Here is a 21,950-nt window from a genome sequence, read left to right on the forward strand (position 1 = left end):
CGTCGGTCACCGGCGGCTTGCCCTCACCGTCGTAGCGGACCCAGGTCCCCTCCTGGGCGAGTGCCTGGCCGTCGACGAACTCACCGGTCGCGGTGAGCTTGTCCGCGAAGTCGCTCATGAACTGGATGTGCGCGGAGATCTCCTCCTGCGACCACTGGTCCATCGGCACGTTGTTCACCGGAGCAGGGGCGCCGCGGTAGTGCTTGAGCAGCAGGTACTTGGCCATCTCGGGTGTCTCCCTCGGTGCGCTTGCGGCCCGTCTCGACCGCCTTCACCACGGGGACGGAGCCGCTGACGGGTTCTCGACACGACCGCCCGAGATTTTTCAGAACACGGCCGCCATGCACTGCAACCGGCGCTTGAACAGCTTGATCTTGGCGATCTTGTCCCCGTCCTTGCGCGGGACGAGGGTGTCGCTGGTCTCGAAGAGAAGCCGCGCGTCGCCGGGGATGTCGACGGCGTAGCCGAGCGCTTCCTCCTTCACGCTCGGGTAGAGCCGCTTGAGCTCGGTCAGCGTCATGCCCACTGCGGCACCCGCCGACGTCTTGGCGTCCGGCGGCAGCGTGATCCGCTCCACGCCGCCTTCGTCCGTGATCGTCGCGTGGTCGTTGTACCTGCAGTTGCGGTAGACGTGGAAGTCCGTGCCCACCAGTCCGGTGGCCTGTGCCTCCGCCAGCGTCATGCCGAGCTTGAGCGCGCCATAGCCGGGACGGCTGTCGTTCGGCGGCTTCGGCGGGTTCGTCACGGTCTGCGTCACGACCTCGGTGACCACATGGGCCGGCTGCGTGCTGGTGGTCGAGGAAGGCGTGGAGTCGGCCTGCGGCGTCGTGGTGCAGGCTGCGAGACCCAGCGTGGCGGTCAGCGCGACGATGATGAGCGAGCGGTTCATTGCTTGTTCCCCCACGTGAGTTCCACTTCTACAAAGGCACGCGGAAAGCCGCGTGCCGGTTGCCTCGCCTCTTAGAGCAGGAACATCGCGCAGTCGACGACGGACGCCCCGATCGTGATCGCCTCGACCTTGCTCGCGTCGGTGCCGCCGTAGCCGGGTTCGTCGCCCTTGAACGAGTAGTGGCTCGCGTTGTCGATCTTCGCGCTGTAACCACCCCGGTATGACGTTGCGTCCGCGTAGGCCTTCTTCACCTCGGCGTAGGTGGAGCCGATGCCGATGCCCTTGCTCGTCTTGGCGTCCGCGGGCAGCGCGATCATGACGACGCCGTACTTCTTCGAGAACGTGACCTTGCCGTCGGACACGCAGGTGCTGTCGCCGTTCTCGTGTTCCCAGGTCAGCTTGGTCAGACCGGCGGCGCGGGCCTCGTCGAGCGTCATGCCCAGTTTGAGGGCGCCGTAGCCGACGCGGTTGTCGGTCTTGGCGGTCACGGCCTGCGGCGCCGGCGGGTTCGTCACGGTCGAGGTCACGACCTCGGTGACCACGGGAGGCGCCGGCGTGGACGTACCGGGCGTCGACGACTGCGTCTGCGGCGCGGGCGCGGCGTTCTGCTCCGACGCGGGAGCGTTCGTGCACGCGGCCAGGCCGAGAGCGGCGGCAATGGTGACGAGGACGAGCGAGCGGTTCATTCTGGTTCCCCCAAGGACTTGGTGTGTTGTCGATGAATCTGGCCGGTCGGTCTCCAAACGACCTGCAAGTCGTCTGCAGGCCGTCTGAACAGCGGTTTCGTACCCGCCCCACCCCCCAGCGGGGCGGGTACGAGACGGATCACATGTAGGCGAGCGGGCAGCTGCCGAGGCGTGAGGTGAGCTTGATCTGCTCGACCTTGTCGGTGTCGCTGCTGCTGTAGGCGGAGAACGAGTACGAGGCGATGCTGCTGATGACGGCGAACCAACCGGCGCGGTACTCGGTGGCGTTCGGGTAGGCGCGCTTCACCTCGGCGAAGGTCGAACCGACGCCGATGCCCTTGGACGTCTTGGCGTCGGCGGGCAGCGTGATGCGTTCGATGCCGTGGCTCTTCGAGACCGCGATCTTGTCATCGGCCACGCAGAGGTTGTCGCCCTCGCCATCCCAGCTCAGGTTGGTCAGACCGGCCGCACGGGCCTCTTCGAGCGTCATGCCCAGCTTGAAGGCGCCGTAGCCGAGCCGGTCGTCGGTCTTGTCGATCTTGCCGGTCACCGCCTGCGGCTTCGGCGGGTTCGTGACCGTGGAGGTCACGACCTCGGTGACCACGGAAGGTGGCGGTGCGGACGTACCGGGCGTCGACGTCTGCGTCTGCGGCAGGCGCGCGGCGCTCTGCTCCGACTCGGGAGCACTCGTGCACGCGGCCAGGCCGACGGCGGCAATGGCGGCGACAATTGCGATCTTGATCGTGTTCTTCATTTCGGAATCCCCCCAGGATTCGTTCTTTGTTTCTAGACACCCGATAAGACGTCGACAACGGAAGTGGGTTGCAGGGTTCTTCGTAACAGGAAAGTCACGACGAAATGACGTTGTTTCAGGCCCCGTCGCAATCAATCTGAGGCGGGGTCCGAATGGCTGAATCAATTCACTCCGCGCAGTTCTGCCCGTTCAGCACGAGGGCCGCGTAGGCGACCTTGCCGTCACGGAGCTGGTACTTGAAATGCGCGTTCGGGTTGTTGCTCGCCTCGGCGCGGTGCTGGTCGGGCAGACCGGCGCCCTTCAGGTTCGGGTGGGCGCCCTGGACGTCCTTCAGGGTCGCGCCGATCCCCGCACCGGTCGACGACATGGCCGTGGTGAACGGAATGGCGGCCACACCGGCCGTCGTGGAGACGATGACCTTGAGATCGGTGCCGGCAAGGTTGTGCACAGAGCACTGCGGCAGGTTCTCGGCGTACGGCTGACCTGCGTCGATGAGCTTGGCGTCGACCGCGTCCTGCTTCGACATGCCGAGCTTGAGAGCGCCGTAGCCGAACGAGTCGATCTGCCGAGGTGCGGCGGGTTTCGTCACGGTGTGGGTGACGACCTCGGTGACGACGGACGGCGGCGACGATCCCGGCTCCTGGGACGCGGAGGTCGGCGCGGCGTTCTCCTGCGCGGGCGTGCTCGTGCACGCGGCAATTGCGGCGACGGAGAAAGCGGCGACAAATGCGAGCTTGATCGAGTTCTTCATTTCAACCCCCAGGTGGTTCTTCGGACAACCCTAAGACGCCGACACCGCAATGCGGTTGCGAATCTCGTTGTCACGAAAAAGTCACACTGAATGGCCTGATTTCAGACACGACGAAGCCCCGCCACACCCCCAGGAGCGGCGGGGCTTGCGTCAGCTCAGTGGCTCAGAGGCACTGATCGTCAGCGGCCACGCGCATGTACACGGCAGTCACATTCGTGCCGTTGGTCTCGAAGACGTATTTCCACTGCGGCGTCCCGATCACCGGCACGACGAGCTGCGAACCGTTCTGGGTCGCGGTCGGATAGGCAGCCTTGGCGTCGGCCACCGTCGAGCCGGCTCCGATGCCCTTCGACGTCTTGCCGGAGTCCGGCAGGTTGATCCGGACGATGCCCGTGATCAGGGAGATGTACACGTCGACGTAGCCGTTCCCCGGCTTCAGGCCGTGGTACCGGCAGTTCTCGTTGGTGCCCGCACCGGCGTTGCCCAGTTCACCGGTCGCCATCGCGTCGTCGTAGGACATCCCGAGCGAGAGCTTGCTCCACACGGGAGGCGCGGCTTCCGGGGTCGGCGGTGGTGGCTTGGCCGTCGACGATTTGCTCGAGCTCTTCGGGGTGGTGTTGCCGCCGGGTGGATTGGGCGTGCCGGTCCCCGCCGTCGGCGGGTCGACGGTCACCGTCACCGTCGAGGTGTACGTGCTGGCCGACGGCGGCGGAGTCGCCGAAGCGGTGGAGGAAGAGGTCGGCAGCAACGGCCCGGCGGTGTCGTCGGACGGTGGCCGGAGCTGGCTCAGCCCGACCCCGGCGCCGACCAGTGCCACCAGGGCGAAGGTCGCCGTCACCGCGTTACGCCGGCGTCGTCGGCGATCCGCGCCGCGCACCACAGCGTCGGTCGCGTCCGACGTCACCTGGACGTCGAGGCGGTCGTCGCTGAAGAGCCTGCGCAGCTCATCGTCGAAGTCGTCGTTCACTGCTCAGTCCCTTCCCAGGCGTGTTCGGAGACTCGCCATCGCCTTGCTGCTCTGGCTCTTCACGGTGCCGCACGAGATCCCGAGCGCGTTCGCGATCTCGGCCTCGGAGAGGTTCTCGTAGTAACGCAGCACGATGACCGCGCGCTGCCGTGGCGGTAGGTCGCGCAGTGCTTGCCAGAGCGGTTCGTTTTCGAGCCTCGTCAGCTCGGGAGCATCCGCGCCGGAGTCGGGGAAGTCCGCCACGAGGTTCTCGCGGCGACGCCGGCGCCAGATGCTGATGTGCGTGTTCGCCATCGCCCTGCGGACGTAGGCGAGCGGGTCGTCACCCTTGCGCTGCACGGCCACCCAACGGGAGCCGACCTTCTCCAGGACCGACTGCACCAGGTCGGCCGCGTCGTGCGGGTTGCCGGTCAGGGCATGGCCGTACCGCAGAAGTCCCGGCATCGACATGCGCACGAACTCAGCGAAGTCCCCCACGGCTTCCGCTCTTCCCCCGCCGCGCTGGGCGGCCACATCCAGTTGCAGCACCGCCGTCACGGCACGCCCCCTCCCCGAAGCAGCAACCTGGCTTCGGGGAGTTCACGCCTGAGTGCGCGTAACGGTTGCCAGCACTAAATCACAGAACGGCAACGGCTTCCGGCAGAACGAACGAACCGTCCGGAAGACCGGGAAAGTCGTGGACCTCGACGACGGCCTCGACCGGGATCGGGCCGTAGACGTGCGGAAACCACAGCGGCGAGTCCGGCACGGCCTCCCAGCGCACTGGCACGTCGAGCAGCTTCGGGTCGATGACGACCAGCAGCAGCCCGCTCTGCCCGTGGAAGAACTTGCCGGCCGTCACGTGCACGACGCCGCGGTCCGAACAGTGCACGAACTCCTCGCCGACGGGCGAGATGGCACCGACCGACTGGGCAGCGGCCCAGTCGGCCTTCGAGATGATGTGCAGCAGCACTTATCCACAGCTCCTTGTGGACAACCCTGTGGACAGGTTGTGGATCAGCGGAGGGTGATCTGCCGGCCACGCAGGCCGTCGCGGGCCCGGCGTTCGGCGTCGGTCAGCGGCTCGTCCGAGGCCAGCGCCTCCAGCAAACGCTTGCCCAGCGCCTCGGCCGGCTCGGCCCACTCGCGGGCGTGCATCTCGCGGTCGAGGTCCCAGACCGGCACCAGCAGGCCGTGCGCGCGGAACGAACCGGCGTACCGGGAGCCCTCGCCCAGGTCCAGCTCACCGCGGGCGGCCAGCCGCGCCATCGCGGGCAACAACTTCTCCTCGGGCTCCGGACGGACCCAGCGCAGGTGCGCCTTGTCGCCGGCGTCCACCCAGTACGCGGCCTTCACGCCAGGGGCGTCGACACGAGCGGTCGGCAGGATGGCGGCGTTCGCCCGTTCCAACGACAGCGCCACGTCACCGGCGGGCTCGGTGCCCTCCGGCATCCACCACACGAAGTCGGCGTGCAGCTCCGGGACGATCTCGGCCTCGGGGTCCAGCAGGTCCTGCAGACGGCCGGGGTTCTCACCGTTGTCCGGACCGACGACCGGCAGGACGTCACCGGCCTTCGCCTGCTGCGCCCACTGCAGCGCCCGCGCCAGGTCGCGGCTCAGGTCGCCGGACCGCGTCTGGACCTGCAGACCGACGAACGGCACGTCGTCCCCGCGGATCAGCCCGGCGGCGGCCATCGGCAGCACCGTCGCGAGCGTGACCTCGCGCCCGTCCTTGACCGGCAGCTTCGCGACCGCCGACGGCACGAACTCGCGCAGCGCGATCAGCTCGCACTCGGCGGCGAGGCCCTCGAACGGCCGGGACACGATCACGTCCGTGGCACCGCCGGGCGCGCCGTGGCAGGCCTTGTAGCGCTTGCCGGACCCGCACGGGCAGGGCTGCTTGGGGTTGATCCCGTCCTTCGGTGCGTCCTTGACCGCGGTCCGCTTGGCCACCTTGGCCCTCCTCGTGCTCAGGCTTGTCTAGGTCGCCAAGTTAGCCGTCAGCAGGCGACGCGTGTTCGCCGGGGCGTTCGTCGCGAGGTAGCGGACCCCCAGGTCACGGCACAGCGCGACGTCCTCGGCGCTGTCCACCGTCCACACGTACGTCTCGTGGCCAGCTCGCCTCGCCCGATCGACGTAGTCGGGGTCGCTGCGCAGCACGTGCACGCCCGGCCCGGTGTAGTCGGCGAACGACGGCAGCGCGCCGCTGCGGTACCGGCCGAGGCGGTCGAGCAGCAGCACCGTGCGGATGTCCGGCGCCATCTCCCGGAACACCTTCACGGCCGTCGGCGAGAAGGACATCATGACGATCTGTTCTTCGAGCTTGTGCTTCTTGAGCGCCTCGGCGAGCTTGCGTTCGACCTCGTTGCGGTACCGGACCGGGTGCTTGGTCTCGACGAAGAGCTGCACGTTCGTGCCTTTGACCAGGTCCAGCAGCTCGTCGAGCACGAGCAGTCCGGCCGGCTGACCGTGGCGGTGCCAGCTGCCGTAGTCGTACGTCTTCAGCTCGCTGAGGGTCATCGCGCTGACCGTGCCACGGCCGTTCGACGTCCGGGCGAGCGTGCGGTCGTGCACACACACGACCTCGCCGTCGCGCGAAAGGCGGATGTCGCACTCAAGCCCGTCAGCACCCTCTTTGAGCGCGAGCTCGTAGGCGCCGATGGTGTGCTCGGGACGATCGGTGGACGCGCCACGATGCGCGACGACGGAAGGTAGCTGCACAAGTACGAACGATAGTTCCCGCGCAACAATTTGAGTCATCAATCAAATGGACGTGGACGAAACGCTCATCGCGACTTACCGTCCCGCCTTGTGACGTTCGACCAGCGTGATCCCGCGTTCATCGCCGACCCGTACCCGGCCTTCGCAGCCCTGCGCGAGGCCGGTGAGGTGCACCACCACGAACAGATGGGTGTCGCTGTCGCCGTGTCGCACGCCGCCTGCTCGGCGGTCCTGCGGCACCGCTCGCTCGGCCGGATCTGGTCGGACGTGAAGCCGGTGGAGCAGTTCATGTCCTTCAACCTGCTGCACCGAAACTCGCTGCTGGAGAACGAGCCGCCCACGCACACCCGGCTGCGCCGCCTGGTCGCCGCCGCGTTCGGCCGCGGCCACGTCGAACGCCTCCGCCCGTGGGTCGCCGATCTCGCCGACCGGCTGGTCGACGAACTGGTCGCCAAGATCCACGACCAGGGCCAGGCCGACCTGCTCGCCCACGTCGCCGCGCCGCTGCCGGTCGAGGTGATCGCCGAACTCCTCGGCGTCCCCGGCCAGGACCGCTACCTGCTGCAGCCGTGGTCCAACGCCATCGTGAAGATGTACGAGTACGGCCTGCCTGCCGACCAGCAGGCCTTGGCTGAACGCGCCGCGACCGAGTTCGTCGCCTACCTGCGCGAGCTGGTCGCGTTGCGGCGCAAGTCCCCCGGCAACGACCTGGTGTCGGACCTGGTCGCCGTCACCGACACCGACGGCGCCCGGCTCACCGAGGACGAACTGGTCGCCACCGCAGTGCTGCTGCTGATGGCCGGCCACGAGGCCACCGTCAACGTCATCGGCAACGGCGTCTTCGCCCTGATGCGCCACCGCTCGCAGTGGGAGCGCCTCTCGCCGGAGCTGATGCCCACGGCCGTCGAGGAGCTCATCCGGTACGACTCGCCGTTGCAGCTCTTCGAACGCACGGCGACCGAACGCGTGGAGATCGCCGGCCACGTCGTCGAGCCCGGCGAGAAGATCGCCGCGCTGCTCGGTGCGGCCGCCCGCGACCCGTTGGTCTTCGAGAACCCGGACGAGCTGAACATCGGCCGCGAGAAGAACCAGCACCTCGGGTTCGGCATGGGCATCCACTACTGCCTGGGTGCGCCGCTGGCCCGCATCGAGGTGGAGGCGGCGCTGTCGTCGCTGCACCGCAAGCTCCCCGGCGCCGTGCTGGCCGCGGAGCCCAACCGGCGCGCGGAGTTCGTGATCCGCGGGCTGCACTCGCTGCAGCTCAGCGGAGAGTGACCGGCCGACCCAGGCACTTCGGCCAGTACATCGGCCTTGAATGAGTCAGCACACGGGCGGTTCGCCGACCCGCGTGCCTACCCTGATGGTTCGGCCCCGCTCGACCGTTGATCCTGCACCAACCCTCCCGCCCGGCCGGTCCACCCGTCCACTGGACGTCGGCGCGGTGCGGGGACCGAACCGGACGTCCCGGCGCATTGGAGAACACCATGCGCAGACGTTTGATGATCGCGGGCGCCGCGGTGTCCGCCTTCGTGCTCGGCCTGCTCGGTCCCGCAGGCATCGCCGTAGCCGGCCCCGTCGGCACCGCCGCCGGGTTCGAGGACGACGACGCGAACCTCGCCCCGCAGGCACCGATCAACTTCGACTGGAACAGCTTCTCGCCCGCCACCTGGACGGGCACCGCACCGCTGAGAACCGCGAGCAAGGTCGTCTCCGGCTGGGCCTTCACCGGTCTGGAGGACCGGCAGGCGAGCACGTCGGACTCGGGCTTCGCCGGTGGCACCAAGCAGGACGCCGTCTGTCCGACCGTCGGCACGCAGAAAGCGTCCAACAAGGACGATCTCAAGCGCGTCTACGTGGCGAGCAAGACCGTTGGCACTGATGTGTTCCTGACGTTGGCGTGGGTCCGCATCCCGCAGAACACCACCTCGCCGAGCGCGCACGTGGCCTTCGAGTTCAACAAGGGCACGACCTCCTGTGGCCCGTCCGGGCTCGTGCAACGGACCGTCGGCGACATGCTGATCGTCTACGACTTCGAGGGCGGCGGCACCCCGGTGCTGAAGCTGTCCCGCTGGATCACCGCCGGCGCGTGCGAGGTCGGCAGCAACTCCCCGCCGTGCTGGAGCGTCGCGACCACGTTGTCGGCCGGCGTCGCCGAGGCAGCCGTCAACACCGGCAACACCCCGCTCGACACCGTCGCGCCGTCGAACGAGACGCTCGGCCTGCACGAGTTCGGTGAGGCCGGCATCAACCTGACCGCAGCCGGCGTCTTCGCGCCCGGCGTGTGCGAGGGCTTCGGCAAGGCCTACGCGGTCAGCCGCAGCTCCGGCCAGTCGTCGACCGCCCAGATGAAGGATCTGGTCGGGCCCGGCAACGTCAACATCCGCAACTGCGGCTCCGTCGCCGTGACGAAGCTCGGCAGTGACGGCGGCAGCCAGGCCGGCGCCGTCTTCACGCTGTACAACGGCACCGGCACGGGCGGCACGGTCGTGGGCACCTGCACCGTCAACGCGAGCGGCGCGTGCCTCCCGCAGTTCACCGATCTCCCCGTCGGCACCTACACGTTGGACGAGACAACTGTCCCGGCCGGCTACGACAAGGATCCGACGCTGCCGTTCACGTTCAGCGTCGCCGCCGGTGAGAACAAGGCGCTGACGTTCACCGACCCGGCCCGTCCGGCGACCGTGAACGTGCTGAAGAAGGACGACACCGGAGCAGCCGTGCCGGGCGCGGTCTTCACGCTGTACTCGGGCGCCAACACCAGCGGCACCGTGGTCGCCACCTGCACCACCGATGCCACCGGTGTCTGCCAGCCGCCGTTCGCGAACCTGCCCCCTGGCACGTACACGATCGACGAGACGACGACACCCACCGGCTACGCGAAGGACGCCGACCTGCCGGAGACCTTCACCGTCGCTCGCGGCGAGACGAAGAACCTCGAGTACACGAACCCGAGGACCTTCAAGGTGATCGTGCTGGTCTGCCGTGAGGCCGACAACACGCTGTACCCGAGCCCGGTCACCATCGACGGTCAGGCAGCGGGCAACACGCTGTCGTCCGCTCAGGCGACGGGCATGGGGCTGACCGACGCTCAGCTGTGCGGCATCGCGACCGGACAACGCGGCGGTCTGCAGACCGGGAACCACTCCGCCGACCCCATCGGCATCAGTTAGCGATACCGCTTGGGCAGCTTGAAACCCCGCTCCTTCATCACGGTGCGCAGGCGGTCCGGGTAGTCGGTGATGATGCCGTCCACCCCGTCGTCGATCAGCTTGTGCATGGTGGCCGGATCGTTCACCGTCCACGGGATCACCTTCAGCCCGTGGCGGTGAGCGTCCGCCACGAGTTCCTTGGTGGTGAAGGGAACGTAGTTCGGGTCGCCGATCTTGCCGTTCTGCGGGTTGCCGTGCACGGGCGACAAAGCCCTGGCACCGAAGGACTTCACCGCTTTCGCCACACTGCCGCCGAAGTCGTCGAGGTTCAGGCCGCCGGTCCACGGCGAGCCGGGCCGCAGGAACTCCGGCTGCGTCAACGCGACCAGCGGGATGCGCGGCTCGACCTCGCGCAGGCGCATCAACGTGCCCCAGTCGAACGACTGAATGGTCACGTTGGCCAGGAAGCCGGAGCGCCGGATCTCGCGGACCGCGCGCTGCACGAACTGCTCGCGCGGCGCGGTCTCGTGCGGGGCGGCGGCCTCGACCTTGGTCTCGATGTTGAAGCGGATGCCCCACGCGCGGTGCTTGCGCGCGAGGTCGAACAGCTCGGCCAGCGTCGGCATGCGGGCGCCCGGCGAGAGTTCCTGGTCCGGGTACTGCGACCACCTGGTGCTGCCGCAGTCCAACGTCCGCACCTGGGCGAACGTCAGGTCCTTCACGTACTTGCCGGCGTAGGGGAACTCCGGGTCACCGGGGAACGCCGGCTTCGTGTCGAGGCACTTCGCCGGGTTCGTCTTGCGGTCGTGGGTGATGACCTCGCGGCCGTCCCGAGTGATCTGGATGTCGAGCTCCAGCGTCGTCACGCCGAGTTCGAGCGCCTTGGCGAACGCCTTGAGCGTGCTCTCCACCGTGAGGCCGATGCCGCCGCGGTGGGCCTGCAGGTCGAATTCCCGGTGGTGCGCCTGGGCGACCCCTGGTGTGGCCATTGCGATCACCAGAGCCCCGATGAGTGTCCGCATCCACCCAACCTGGCACTCCCGCCCAACGCCGGGAAGAGCCTGCGGTTCAAATCAGGATGAACAGATCAGCGCGGTGAGCCGGACGCGCGGAACGACCGCAGCGGCGGTTCGGGAGCGTCCTTGACTTCGAGCACGCGCATCAGCCGCACGGACGCGGCGTCGACCGGCAGCAGCAGCGTGGTGATCCGCCGGACGAGCAACGCCGACGTGACCGCGACACCGACCAGGACCAGGTCACCGAACGCGTGCAGCAGGACCCCGTCCGCCAGCGCCTGGGTGCTGTCCCGGAACGACCACAGGATCTGGATCACGAACATCAGCCCGCAGCCGACCCAGAAGCCCCACCACCAGCGCAGCAGCTTCGACGGCGTCGGACGGACCTCAGCGGGCCGGCGGGCCACCGCGTGTTCGAGCTCGGCCAGCACCGAGCCGGGCACGACGAGGTTCATGCCGGGCACGATCAGCCCGACAGCGGCGGCACGATCCGAGCGGGACGGGCCGTAGCCCACGAGCGTCGAGGCCACGTTCCGCGTGCGCCGCACCCACAGCAGCGTGAGCACCAACGCCAGCAGGCAGCCGGTGATCGTGATCGCCGAAGAGGAGACCACCATCGCGTCCGACGCGCTGACGACGTTCGCGGACAGAGCGCCGTAACGGCTCATCGCGACCAGGACATAACGCCAGATCTCGGAGAACGCCGCCCATAACGCGACACCGCCGAGCAGCCACAGCGCGTTCTGCGCGGTCTTGCCCAGCCGCCGCACGCCGTCGACCGAGTCGGCCTGCTCGACGGTGCCGGGCACGGCCGTCGGCCACCGCCACGCGAGCAGCGGGAAGCCCCAGCGCGGCGGGACCGGGTAGTTCGGCGGACCGCCGTAGGACAACCGTTGCGACCGGCGCTGGACCTGCGGGTACGCACCGGGTGGCGGAGTCGCCACCCAGTCCACGCGCATCGGCTGCAACGGCTGCACGGTCAGATGACCTCGGGATCCATGCCGTCGACGCCGCCCTCGAGCGGACGGCCGTGGGCGTCCCAGTGCTGCATGCCGCCCTCGACGTTCACGGCCTCCCAGCCGTTCTCGTTGAGGTACTGGGTCACGCGGGCGGAACGGCCACCGGCGCGGCACACGACGTAGAGCTGCACGTCGTTCGGCACCTCGTCGAGCCGGGCACCGATCTCGCTCATGGGGATGTGCAGCGCGCCGGGCGCATGGCCGGCCTCCCACTCGTCCTGCTCGCGCACGTCCAGCAGGACGGCGCCTTCCGGCAGCACGGCGGGGACGTCGGCGATCTCCACGCTTGGAACAGTCACGCCCTAGATGTTGCCATGCCGGAGGTTGCACCTTCGTGAGCCTCCGGCACGGCACACCCTCAGACTGCCACCGCGACGGCGAGCCCAAGCATCACGAGCTGCTCCTGTGACAACGGCAGGGAGTCCCTGCCCGGCGCGACCGGCTCCCAGAAGTCGCTGAGTTCCGGCACCCGACGCATGTCGGCACTGCCAGTGGTGCGCACTTCGATCTTCAGGATCAGCCCGTCCTTCCGGTACGCGTACAGCGCCTGCGCATACGCCTTGAACGGCTTGTCCGGGCGGAACCGGTGAACACCGTGCATCTGCAGGATCGTGCCGTCGGCGAGCACCTTGCGCAGCGGTGGCGCGCAGTCACCGGTGATCCGGAGCGCGTCGTCGGCGTAGAACTGCGGCGAGCCGGTCGTGAACCGGCCGGCGAGGAGCTGCACGCTTCCCGTGCCGCCGCGGTCGGTCAGATCGAACTGTCGCTCCGACCGGTAGTTGCCGTCCCTCACCCCGGTCCTGTCGACCTCGAGGCCGGGGAACAGCCGGCGCAGATCCGCCTCGAATCCGCCGACCAGCTCAGACGAGAGTTCCGCCATGCCGACCGGGAACTCCGGCTGCGTGGTCCGCCCCTTGTACTGGCACTCCCCCTTGTCGTTCGGCTGCTGCGGTGGCACGCCGACGCGGGTCCAGTCGAGGTCGTGCTGCGAGATCACCCTCGGCAGCTGGGCTGCGGGTGGCTGCGACGACGGCGGTGGGGTCAGGGTGACGGCACCCATCCCTATGCCGACGACCACAGCCGCCGCACCGAACACCGCTCCCGCTCGCCGGGCGAACACCCGGCGCTTTCCTCGGCGGAGCACGGTGTCCAGGCTGGTGGTAGCAGGTGGCGCGGTGACGTCGAGAGCTCCGCGCAGCTCGTCTTCGATGTTCAACAGGCACTCTCCGACTTGACCGGCTCGCCGTACGCCTCGCGGAGCGTCGCCAAGCCTCTGGCTGTCTGACTCTTCACGTTGCCCTCCGAACAGCCCAGCTCAGCTGCCGTCTGCTCGATGGACAGGTCGTGCACGTACCGCAGCACGAGCGCCGCACGCTGCTTGGGCGGCACCTGCTGCAACGCGGCGTGCAACCGGCTGTCGGGATCGGAGAACCCACCGCCGACCCCGCGTTCTGGCAGGTCGGCGACCGGACGTTCGCGGTCACGGCCGCGCCGCCTGCTGTTGATGAACAGGCGGGTCACGATCGTGCGGAGGTAAGCATCCGCCGTCTCGCGCCTGACGCTCGACCATTTCGCGTACGCACGCACGAATGCGTGCTGTGCGAGTTCTTCAGCTTCCGACCAGTCGCCGCACAACGCGTATGCCGTGCGCCGCACCCAGTCGAACCTGCTCGTGAAGAACTCCGAGAACTCGTCGTCTCGTCGCACTCCGATCCCCCAACTTCGTGCCGCGTTCGCGTTCAATACGCGGTCGGCACCAGCAGGGTTGCACGAAAAACGGGCCACCCCCGCAGGGACGGCCCGTTCTCGGTACAGCGACTAGTGCGCGATGGCCTTCTCGGCGCCCGCACCGGTGAGGGAGCGGACCTCCATCTCGGCCTGCTTGATCGGGTCGGCCTTCTCCTTGGAGAGGATCGTGCCGATGTAGCCGAGCAGGAACGCCACCGGGATCGAGACGATGCCGGGGTTCGAGAGCGGGAACAGCGCGAAGTCGGAGTTCTTGAACATCGACGTCGGCTGGCCGGACACGGCGGGCGACAGGACGATCAGCGTGATCGTCACGATCAGACCGCCGTAGATGCTCCACAGCGCGCCCGAGGTGTTGAACCTCTTCCAGAACAGCGAGTAGAGGATCGTCGGCAGGTTGGCCGACGCCGCGACCGCGAACGCCAGCGCCACGAGGAACGCGATGTTCTGGCCGTTGGCGACGATGCCGCCACCGATGGACACCAGGCCGATCACGATCGCGGTGAGGCGGGCGACCTTGACCTCGGAGTCCTTGTCCTCCGCCTGGCCCTTCTTGATGATGTTGGCGTAGATGTCGTGGGCGAACGACGCCGACGCCGTGATCGTCAGGCCTGCGACGACCGCGAGGATTGTCGCGAACGCGACCGCCGCGATCAGGCCGAGCAGGATCGGGCCACCCAGTTCCAGCGCGAGCAGCGGGGCGGCCGAGTTGGCCTTGCCGGGTGCACCGTTGATCTTGTCCGGGCCGACGAGCGCGCCGGCGCCGTAGCCCAGGACCAGGGTGAACAGGTAGAAGATGCCGATCAGCCAGATGGCCCACACGACCGAGCGACGGGCTTCCTTCGCGGTCGGCACCGTGTAGAAGCGCATCAGGATGTGCGGCAGACCCGCGGTGCCGAGCACCAGGGCCAGCGCCAGCGACAGGAAGTCAAGCTGCGTGGTGCCGTTCTTGCCGTAGGCCAGACCGGGGCCGAGCAGCTTCTCGCCCGCCTTGGGGGCGTTGTCGACGGCCGCACCGAGCACCGCGGACAGGTTGAAGCCGTACTTGCCGAGCACCCAGAGGGTCATGATGCCCGCACCGGCGATCAGCAGGACCGCCTTGATGATCTGCACCCAGGTGGTGCCCTTCATGCCGCCGATGAGGACGTAGGCGATCATCAGGGCGCCGACCACGGCGATGACGAGGGCCTGGCCACCGGAGCCCGTGATGCCGAGCAGCAGGGCGACGAGACCACCGGCACCGGCCATCTGGGCCAGCAGGTAGAAGAACGAGACGGCCATCGTCGATGTGGCGGCGGCGGCGCGGACCGGACGCTGGCGCATCCGGAAGCTCAGCACGTCACCCATCGTGTACTTGCCGGTGTTGCGCAGCAGCTCGGCGACCAGCAGCAGCGCGATGAGCCACGCCACCAGGAAGCCGATCGAGTACAGGAAGCCGTCGTAGCCGTTGAGGGCGATGGCTCCCGCGATGCCGAGGAACGACGCCGCGGAGAGGTAGTCACCCGCGATCGCGATGCCGTTCTGCGGACCCGTGAAGGCGCGGCCGGCGGCGAGGTAGTCGGCAGCGGTCTTGGTGTTGCGGCTCGCCCGGATGACCACGAAGAGCGTGATCAGGACGAAGACACCGAAGATGCTGATGTTGAGGATCGGGCTGGACTCGTTCACTTGCCGTCTCCCTCGATCTCGTTGCGGAGCTTCTCCGCGAGCGGGTCGAGGTTCTTGTTGGCGTGCCGCACGTACAGCGTCGTGATCACGAAGGTGGACACGAACTGCAGCAGGCCGAAGATGAGCCCGACGTTGATGTTGCCGATCACCTTGGTCGACATGAACCCGTGTGCGTAGTCCGCGAGGAGCACGTACAGCAGGTACCACGCGAGGAACAGCCCGGAGACGGGGAACACGAACTTGCGCAGGCGGTGCTTGAGCTCTGCGAAGTCATCACTTGCTTGTACATCGACCCATTTCTGCGCATCCGGGGTCGACTCGCTCGGGGTGTGCTCGACGGTGCTCACAGTCCCCTCCTCGCCGTACTCGTCGTAGGTGTCAGCAACGTGACGTGCACGTAATGCCTCCAGGTGCGGTCCGTTCTTGGTCAGGAACCGTATGGAGACTTGAGTCACTCCGGTAAGACCCCGTTCGTGCCGTTGCGCCAAGCAGTCGGGTGATGCGACGAACGGTCAGTATGCGTAGACGAACAGCACTCTGCGTGACCGCAATCACCGTTCACCGATTCGAGTGACCAATTTTCACCCATTTGAAACGCTGACTACTCAACGTGTTCGACCAGCTCCCCTGCGCTGGTCATCCGCCATCCTGGCCTTCTCCTCGGCCGTGCCGAAGCGGGCGATGTCGCGGTCGCGGATGAAGCCCAGCGGGTCAGGCGCGTGCAGTCTCAGCAGGATCTGGTTCACGTCCGCCGGCGCCCGTCTGCGGGTCGCCTTGCTGACCACGATCATGGTCATGAACGCGACCGGCACCGTGATCAGCGCTGGTTGGGTGAAGACCGCGGGCGCCCAGCGGCCGGTGTAGGAGCTGACGACACTGATCACCTGAGCCGTGATCACGCTTCCACCGCCGACGACGAGACCGCACACCGCACCCACCCAGGTGAGTCCTCTCCACCAGATGCCGAGGACCAGGAGCGGGCAGAAGGTCGAAGCGGCGAGCGCGAACGACATGGCCACGGTCAGTGACGCATCGGAGCGCGGAAGCAGCAGAGCAAGACCGATTGCGACAAGTCCGGTGAACACAGTTGCCCACCGGAAGTCACGAACCTTGCCCGGCATGATGTCCGTCGAGACCACCCCGGCGACGGACACGACCAGACCGGAAGAGGTCGAGAGAAACGCCGCGAAAGCACCGGCCGCGACGATCGCGCCGAGGATCTGGCCACCCAGGTTCGGCACCATCGTGCCGGGCAGCATCAGCACCGCGGCGTCGGTCTTCCCGCTCACCAGCAGCTGCGGCAGGTACAGCCGGGACAGCACGCCGAGCACCGTCGGGAAGATGTAGAAGAGACCCAGCAGGTAGAGCACGTGCAGCGCGGTCCTGCGCGCCGCCTTGCCGTCCGGGTTGGTGTAGAAGCGGACCAGCACGTGCGGCAGGCCCATCGTGCCGAGGAACGTCGCGAAGATCAGCGAGTACGTCTTGAGAAGGTCGGAGATGCCGCCGGTCTGCGGGCGCATCCAGTCGTGGTTGTTCGTCGGCGAGCCCTCGACCACCGGCACCGGGCTGCCCGCGGTGAACTCCATGGTCGTGCCGGGGCTCAGCTCGTAGACGCCGCGGCCCCAGAACACCGGCCCGTCCGCGTCCCTGCCGTCGATCTGGCCGTACACCTTCAACGTCAGCGGCTCGTCGACGCGGACCTTGATCTCCTGCTCGGCCACGGTGATCGTCTCGGCCTGCGGGAAGCGCACCACGCCTTCGTCGCTGATCGGCTGCGTGCCCTTGTTCGGCGAGGCGAGGAAGACCACGAACAGCACGAACGTCGGCGCCGCGATCGCGAAGAGCTTGCCCCAGTACTGGAACGCCTGCACGAGCGTGATCGCCCGCATGCCGCCGCCCAGCACGTTGACCACCACGATGACCGTGACGATCAACCCGCCGAACCACGCCGGCAGCCCGGTGATCGTGGTCAGCGTCAGACCCGCCGACTGCAGCTGCGGCACCAGGTACAGCACGCCGATGCACACCACGAAGAACGTGCTGAAGTGCCGCACGTTCGCCGAACCCAGCCGGGCCTCGGCGAAGTCAGGCAACGTGTACGCGCCCGACCGTCGCAGCGGCGCGGCCACGAAGAGGAGCAGCGCGAGATAGCCCGCGGTGAAACCGATCGGGTACCAGAGCGCGTCGATGCCGTCCTTGAGCACGAGCCCGGCCACGCCGAGGAACGACGCCGCGGACAGGTACTCGCCGGAGATCGCGGCGGCGTTGCGGGTCGCCGGGATCGCGCGCCGCGCCACCAGGAAGTCCGGGGTGGTGTTCGCCTTGCGCGACCCGACGTAGCCGAGCAGGAACGTCACCAGTGCGACGGCGAGGATTGCGGTGAGGCTCCAGATGGTGGCGTTCACGTCAGCGGTCGACCATGTTCACGAAGTCGCGCTCGTGCCGTTCGGCCTGCCTGCGGAAGACCCACCCCACGCCGTAGAGCAGCGGGAAGGGCGCCAGGCCGAGCACGAGCCAGGGGATGCCGATGCCGAGGATCTTGAGGTTCCCGATCTGCGGGAACAGGTAGAAGGTGATCGGGAGCAGGCACATCCCGATCAGCACGATGAAGGCCAGCCCGAACGCCGACCGCAGCTGCTGCTTGATGAGGTCGCGGACCAGCTTCTCGCCGACGCTGGTCTGCTCCTCCAGCTCGATGATCGTGCGCAGCGCCTTGCCGCGCGCCTTCGTCGAGTCCGCGAGCACGACCCGGCGCCTGCGGGGCTTGCGGGCCTGCTCACCGAGCCAGGCCTCGCGGGCGGCCTGCTCGGGCTTTCCCGCGTCGTGCCTGCTCACCAGCCGCTCTTCGGCGGTCGCACGATGCGTTCCTTGAGCTCTTTGGTGTGCCGGCGGCTGACCGGCAGCTCCTTGGCGCCCTCACCGGTGCCGATCACGACCGCGTACCCGTTCGCCGTCATCCGCAGCTCGCTCACCAGCGGCAGCGCCACCAGGTACGACCGGTGGATGCGCACGAACCCGGCGTTGGCCCACCGCTCTTCCAGCTGTGCCAACGGGATGCGCACCAGGTGGCTGCCGTCCTGGGTGTGCAGGCGGGCGTAGTCGCCCTGCGCCTCCACGTACCGCACCGACGCCCGCGGCACGAGCTTGATGGTGCCGCCGAGCTCGACCGGGATGACCTCGTCGTCGGTCGGTTCGGAGGCCTGGGTCATCGCGGTGGGTGCCGGTGCCTGCGGCGCGGCCGTGCGGCCCACGCGATCGGCGACCCGGGAGATGGCCTTGAGGACGCGTTCCTCGTTGATCGGCTTGTTGATGAAGTCGAGCGCACCGACGTCGAACGCCGTCACGAGCGCGTCGCGTTCTTCAACGCCCGTCACGAAAACGAGCGCGGGCGGATACCGGAAAGCCGAGAGCACCCGTGCGAGATCCATGCCGCTGAGCCCGGGCATGTTGATGTCCGCGAACACCGCGTCGACCGGCGGCAGGCCGGCCTTGGTCCTCGCCATGACCTCCTGCTCGTAGTCACCCCTCAGGATGCGCAGAGCCTCCGCGGCGTCGAAGGCCGTGAGGACGCGCCGGATGTGAGGACTGCTCTCGAGCAGGAACTTGATCTCGCTCAGGCCAGGAGCCTCGTCATCGACTGCGAGGACGAGGAGACCGGCGTTGTCTTGGGTACTCACTGTGTCGGGCATCTTGCCCATCAATGTGCGGTCATGTCTACGTCGGGGATTGACTCGACACGCCCTGTGAAACCGAACTGATGCTCACAGCCCGAATCGGGACCAGCGAGCACGTTCCTCCAGGCTCGCCAGGACCTGCGTGATGAGATCGCCCGATCGGGTGGATGCACCGGTCAGCCCGAGCTTGGCCAGCAACGGCTTCCGCGGCTCGGCGACCGTCAGCTCGGCGTCCGGGAAGCGCTTGGCGATGACGCTGCGAATGGTCCCGATGCCATCGACCAGGCCGAGCTGCTGGGCCTTGGTGCCGGTCCAGATCTCACCGGTGAAGAGGTCCTCTTCGGTCTTGAGCTTGCTGCCACGGCGTTCGGTGACCCACGCCTTGAACTGCTCGTGCAGGTCCGCGTGCAGCCCCTTGAGCCACTCGACGTCCTCGGGCTTCTCCGCCTGGAACGGGTCGAGCCGCACCTTGTTCTCACCGGCGGTGTAGACGCGGCGCTCGACGCCGGCCTTGTCCAGCAGGCCGTTGAGCCCGAAGCCCGCGCTGACGACACCGATGGAGCCGACAAGGCTCGTGCCGTGCGCGTAGATCTCGTCCGCGGCGCACGCCAGCCAGTAACCGCCGGATGCGGCGACGTCCTCGCAGAAGGCGAGCACCGGCACGTGCTTCTTGGTCGCGAGTTCACGGATGCGCTCGGCGATCAGTGCTGACTGCGTCGGCGCACCGCCGGGCGAGTTGATGAGCAGCGCCACGGCGATCAGACGCTCGTTGTCGAACGCCCGGTTGATGGCCGACTCCACGTTCTGGAGGCTGATCGTGTTGCGGGCGACCGGCGAGGACTGCGGGGTGATCACCCCGTGCAACCGCACCGCCGCGACGACCGGAGGCCGTTCACCCCGGTCCATGACCCTCGGGAGACGGGCAGCGATCTTGTCCGTGACGCTCATGTACTCGACAGTACGTGCGTTTCGCGTGCACGCGGGAGCCCAACTGCGCTGTCGGTTGCTCCCGCGTGACCTGGAACACGTGGTGCTAGCGTCGGGGCTGTGACGTTCAACCCGATCCGCTGGCTCGAACGCTATGTCGAGTGGTGGGACGACCGGGGCAGGCAAAATGCCGCCGGACCGACGCCCATGCACATCTACTGGATGTGGGTGAGCTGGAGCGTGTGCGCCGTCGTGCTGATCACGACTTTGGCTGTTGCAGCACGCTGACCTGCAGGCTTCTCAGCACTTGCAGCTGTTGAATCCCTTTGCGGTGCACTTGATGCAGACGCGGACGCGCTCGGGTGCTTGTTGTTCCTGCACTGGATGTGGCCCTTAACTCGCGGCCGGCCTCTGTTCGCTCAAACGGCCGGCTGTTCATTGGTCAACACCACAATCGGCACGATCCACGCGCGGGTTGAGCATGATTGAGCGTGCAACTTTCGTCGCCGGATCAGGCGCGGACGACCGGCTGCTCGGGTTCCGGGCGAGACGGCGGCCTTCTAACGTGGGCGCCCCAACCGTGACGAGCGTTGGTCACGTCATCGCCGCTTCGCGACGATTGCGATCGGGGCTTGACTTCGGGCCCTTGCGAGACGCTGGTCGCCCTTGAAGCCGGGCGCGTCGACACCGTCGGTTCGCGCCATTACCGCTGCTCAGAGAACGTGCCGGACGGCATCCGTCAGGCGCGGACGACCGGCTGCTCGTTCGTCATCGGTTCGTCGGTGAGCTGGTTGCCCAGGTTCAGGTTCGGCAGCACGTTCCGCGCGAACTTCGGCACGTTCAGGATCACCTTGGTGCCCGCGTTGGGCGCCGTCTCCACGACCAGCGCGTACTCGGCGCCGAAGACGGTCCGCATGCGGTCGTTGATGTTGCCGATGCCGACGTGCGCGCCCGTCTGGTGGGCGTCCTTGATGTCGTCCAGCCGTTCGGGGTCCATGCCGACGCCGTCGTCCTCGACGCTGATCAGGGCCTCGTTGCCGTTGTCCTCGGCGGTGATGGTGAGCATGCCGCCGCCGGGCTTCTTGGCCAGGCCGTGCCGCACGGCGTTCTCGACCAGCGGCTGAAGAACGAGGAACGGCAGGACGACCTGCAGGACCTCGGGTGCGATCCGCAGCCGGACGTTGAGCCGGGATCCGTACCGGGCCTGCTCGATGGTCAGGTAGCGGTGGATGTTCGTGAGCTCGTCGGCCAGCGTCGTGAAGAGGCCGTCGGTGCGGAACGAGTAGCGCGTGAACTCGGCGAACTCCTGCAGCAGCTCACGGGCGTGGGCGGGGTCCGTGCGGATCAGCGAGGAGATCGTGTTCAGCGCGTTGTAGACGAAGTGGGGCGAGATCTGGGCTCGCAGGGCCTTCACCTCGGCCTGAGCGAGCGCTTGGCGCTGCTTCTGGACGACTTCCAGCTCCAGCTGCGTGGAGACGAAACGGGCAGTTTCCTCGGCCATCCGGATCTGGCGCTTCGACGCCACGCCAGACACCACGATCAGAGTGCCGGCCACGTCGCCCTCGACAACCAAAGGCACCACGACAACGCTGTGCAGTGAGCACGGACCCTGCAGCTCGCAGCCGAGCTTGCGGTGGTCGACGTGCTCCTTGTGGCAGTTGTTGATGGCGCGGGCGACCGTGTCGCGGAGGTACTCGTAGTGGTCGTTCGCGCCGCCGTCCCACGAGAGGACGGTGCCTTCTTCGTCGGTGATGGCGACCGCGACGCACCTGAGCATCTCGCGCAGGTGGGGGGTGGCCTTGTTCGCGGCTTCCTCGGTCAGGCCCGCGCGGAGGTCGCTCGACGCCCTGGACATGCGGTCGAGCATGTCCATCACAGCATCCTCGACGGAGGTGCTGACTCGTCGAGCGCGGCACAGCATCACGAAGAGGCCCAGAACGGCCAGGGTCGCGATGACGCCGAGCACAGCGCGCTCGGTCAACAGGTCGCCCACGCTGCACATGCTGT

The 21,950-nt window shown here is 67.8% G+C and carries 24 protein-coding genes and 1 pseudogene; 3 read left to right on the plus strand and 22 right to left on the minus strand.

The window, feature by feature from the left end; genetic code table 11:
* The 10 genes and pseudogenes from LFM09_RS24560 to LFM09_RS24605 form a co-directional block, all read right to left on the minus strand.
* Positions 1 to 226, minus strand: a pseudogene (locus LFM09_RS24560) (hypothetical protein); the annotation flags it as partial.
* Positions 227 to 325: 99 nt separating this feature from the next.
* On the minus strand, positions 326 to 889 hold the full coding sequence (locus LFM09_RS24565) for a hypothetical protein (protein ID WP_414098887.1): 564 nt from the start codon (positions 887 to 889) through the stop codon (positions 326 to 328).
* A 71-nt stretch (positions 890 to 960) separates the two neighbouring features.
* The gene (locus LFM09_RS24570) at positions 961 to 1,575 is read right to left on the minus strand and encodes a hypothetical protein (protein ID WP_414098888.1); all 615 of its coding nucleotides are present in this window, start codon (positions 1,573 to 1,575) and stop codon (positions 961 to 963) included.
* Between the two features lie 139 nt (positions 1,576 to 1,714).
* The gene (locus LFM09_RS24575; RefSeq protein ID WP_414098889.1) at positions 1,715 to 2,329 is read right to left on the minus strand and encodes a hypothetical protein; all 615 of its coding nucleotides are present in this window, start codon (positions 2,327 to 2,329) and stop codon (positions 1,715 to 1,717) included.
* A 166-nt stretch (positions 2,330 to 2,495) separates the two neighbouring features.
* Positions 2,496 to 3,080 (minus strand): hypothetical protein, encoded by a 585-nt coding sequence (locus tag LFM09_RS24580; protein ID WP_414098890.1) that lies wholly within the window; start codon positions 3,078 to 3,080, stop codon positions 2,496 to 2,498.
* A gap of 163 nt (positions 3,081 to 3,243) precedes the next feature.
* Positions 3,244 to 4,047 (minus strand): hypothetical protein, encoded by an 804-nt coding sequence (locus tag LFM09_RS24585; RefSeq protein WP_414098891.1) that lies wholly within the window; start codon positions 4,045 to 4,047, stop codon positions 3,244 to 3,246.
* 3 nt (positions 4,048 to 4,050) lie between these two features.
* The gene (locus LFM09_RS24590; protein ID WP_414099111.1) at positions 4,051 to 4,575 is read right to left on the minus strand and encodes a SigE family RNA polymerase sigma factor; all 525 of its coding nucleotides are present in this window, start codon (positions 4,573 to 4,575) and stop codon (positions 4,051 to 4,053) included.
* An 88-nt stretch (positions 4,576 to 4,663) separates the two neighbouring features.
* On the minus strand, positions 4,664 to 4,999 hold the full coding sequence (locus LFM09_RS24595) for a DUF952 domain-containing protein (protein ID WP_414098892.1): 336 nt from the start codon (positions 4,997 to 4,999) through the stop codon (positions 4,664 to 4,666).
* Positions 5,000 to 5,043: 44 nt separating this feature from the next.
* On the minus strand, positions 5,044 to 5,979 hold the full coding sequence (locus tag LFM09_RS24600; protein WP_414098893.1) for a DUF5926 family protein: 936 nt from the start codon (positions 5,977 to 5,979) through the stop codon (positions 5,044 to 5,046).
* 27 nt (positions 5,980 to 6,006) lie between these two features.
* A complete protein-coding gene (locus tag LFM09_RS24605; RefSeq protein ID WP_414098894.1) occupies positions 6,007 to 6,747 on the minus strand; it encodes a glycerophosphodiester phosphodiesterase family protein in 741 nt (246 codons plus the stop codon).
* A gap of 90 nt (positions 6,748 to 6,837) precedes the next feature.
* On the opposite strand from LFM09_RS24605, the gene LFM09_RS24610 reads away from it, so the two are divergent.
* Together LFM09_RS24610 and LFM09_RS24615 are read left to right on the plus strand one after the other, a co-directional pair.
* Positions 6,838 to 8,022: a cytochrome P450 gene (locus LFM09_RS24610; protein WP_414098895.1), complete on the plus strand. Its 1,185-nt coding sequence runs from the start codon at positions 6,838 to 6,840 to the stop codon at positions 8,020 to 8,022.
* Between the two features lie 209 nt (positions 8,023 to 8,231).
* Entirely contained in the window at positions 8,232 to 9,917 is a 1,686-nt protein-coding gene (locus tag LFM09_RS24615) for an MSCRAMM family protein (protein ID WP_414098896.1), read from the plus strand.
* On the opposite strand, the gene LFM09_RS24620 is transcribed toward LFM09_RS24615, so the two are convergent.
* The 11 genes from LFM09_RS24620 to LFM09_RS24670 form a co-directional block, all read right to left on the minus strand.
* Positions 9,914 to 10,918, minus strand: coding sequence for a glycerophosphodiester phosphodiesterase (locus LFM09_RS24620; RefSeq protein WP_414098897.1), 1,005 nt, complete (start codon positions 10,916 to 10,918; stop codon positions 9,914 to 9,916). The two genes, LFM09_RS24615 and LFM09_RS24620, sit on opposite strands and share 4 nt — an antisense overlap.
* Positions 10,919 to 10,983: 65 nt before the next feature.
* Positions 10,984 to 11,889: a DUF4328 domain-containing protein gene (locus tag LFM09_RS24625; RefSeq protein ID WP_414098898.1), complete on the minus strand. Its 906-nt coding sequence runs from the start codon at positions 11,887 to 11,889 to the stop codon at positions 10,984 to 10,986.
* A 2-nt stretch (positions 11,890 to 11,891) separates the two neighbouring features.
* On the minus strand, positions 11,892 to 12,230 hold the full coding sequence (locus LFM09_RS24630) for a rhodanese-like domain-containing protein (protein ID WP_414098899.1): 339 nt from the start codon (positions 12,228 to 12,230) through the stop codon (positions 11,892 to 11,894).
* A gap of 59 nt (positions 12,231 to 12,289) precedes the next feature.
* Positions 12,290 to 13,147, minus strand: a complete 858-nt coding sequence (locus LFM09_RS24635) for a hypothetical protein (RefSeq protein WP_414098900.1) — start codon at positions 13,145 to 13,147, stop codon at positions 12,290 to 12,292.
* Positions 13,144 to 13,638: a SigE family RNA polymerase sigma factor gene (locus tag LFM09_RS24640; RefSeq protein ID WP_414098901.1), complete on the minus strand. Its 495-nt coding sequence runs from the start codon at positions 13,636 to 13,638 to the stop codon at positions 13,144 to 13,146. The genes LFM09_RS24635 and LFM09_RS24640 overlap by 4 nt, the downstream gene beginning before the upstream one ends.
* Positions 13,639 to 13,749: 111 nt before the next feature.
* Positions 13,750 to 15,342 carry a cation acetate symporter gene (locus tag LFM09_RS24645; RefSeq protein WP_414098902.1) on the minus strand — a complete coding sequence of 531 codons (1,593 nt, stop codon included), beginning with the start codon at positions 15,340 to 15,342 and terminating at the stop codon, positions 13,750 to 13,752.
* Positions 15,339 to 15,689 carry a DUF485 domain-containing protein gene (locus tag LFM09_RS24650; RefSeq protein ID WP_414098903.1) on the minus strand — a complete coding sequence of 117 codons (351 nt, stop codon included), beginning with the start codon at positions 15,687 to 15,689 and terminating at the stop codon, positions 15,339 to 15,341. The genes LFM09_RS24645 and LFM09_RS24650 overlap by 4 nt, the downstream gene beginning before the upstream one ends.
* A 258-nt stretch (positions 15,690 to 15,947) precedes the next feature.
* Entirely contained in the window at positions 15,948 to 17,747 is a 1,800-nt protein-coding gene (locus LFM09_RS24655; RefSeq protein WP_414098904.1) for a cation acetate symporter, read from the minus strand.
* Position 17,748: 1 nt separating this feature from the next.
* Positions 17,749 to 18,177: a hypothetical protein gene (locus LFM09_RS24660; protein WP_414098905.1), complete on the minus strand. Its 429-nt coding sequence runs from the start codon at positions 18,175 to 18,177 to the stop codon at positions 17,749 to 17,751.
* Positions 18,174 to 19,040: a LytR/AlgR family response regulator transcription factor gene (locus LFM09_RS24665; protein ID WP_414098906.1), complete on the minus strand. Its 867-nt coding sequence runs from the start codon at positions 19,038 to 19,040 to the stop codon at positions 18,174 to 18,176. Before LFM09_RS24665 ends, LFM09_RS24660 begins: the two co-directional genes overlap by 4 nt.
* 63 nt (positions 19,041 to 19,103) lie before the next feature.
* The gene (locus LFM09_RS24670; protein ID WP_414098907.1) at positions 19,104 to 19,964 is read right to left on the minus strand and encodes a S49 family peptidase; all 861 of its coding nucleotides are present in this window, start codon (positions 19,962 to 19,964) and stop codon (positions 19,104 to 19,106) included.
* Between the two features lie 99 nt (positions 19,965 to 20,063).
* Between LFM09_RS24670 and LFM09_RS24675 the strand changes: the two genes are divergently transcribed.
* Positions 20,064 to 20,231, plus strand: coding sequence for a hypothetical protein (locus LFM09_RS24675; RefSeq protein WP_166048541.1), 168 nt, complete (start codon positions 20,064 to 20,066; stop codon positions 20,229 to 20,231).
* 451 nt (positions 20,232 to 20,682) lie between these two features.
* On the opposite strand, the gene LFM09_RS24680 is transcribed toward LFM09_RS24675, so the two are convergent.
* Positions 20,683 to 21,945 (minus strand): sensor histidine kinase, encoded by a 1,263-nt coding sequence (locus LFM09_RS24680; protein ID WP_363777280.1) that lies wholly within the window; start codon positions 21,943 to 21,945, stop codon positions 20,683 to 20,685.
* Positions 21,946 to 21,950: the final 5 nt, after the last annotated feature.

The organism is Lentzea alba (assembly GCF_047445655.1).
GTDB classification, from domain to species: Bacteria; Actinomycetota; Actinomycetes; order Mycobacteriales; family Pseudonocardiaceae; genus Lentzea; species Lentzea alba_A.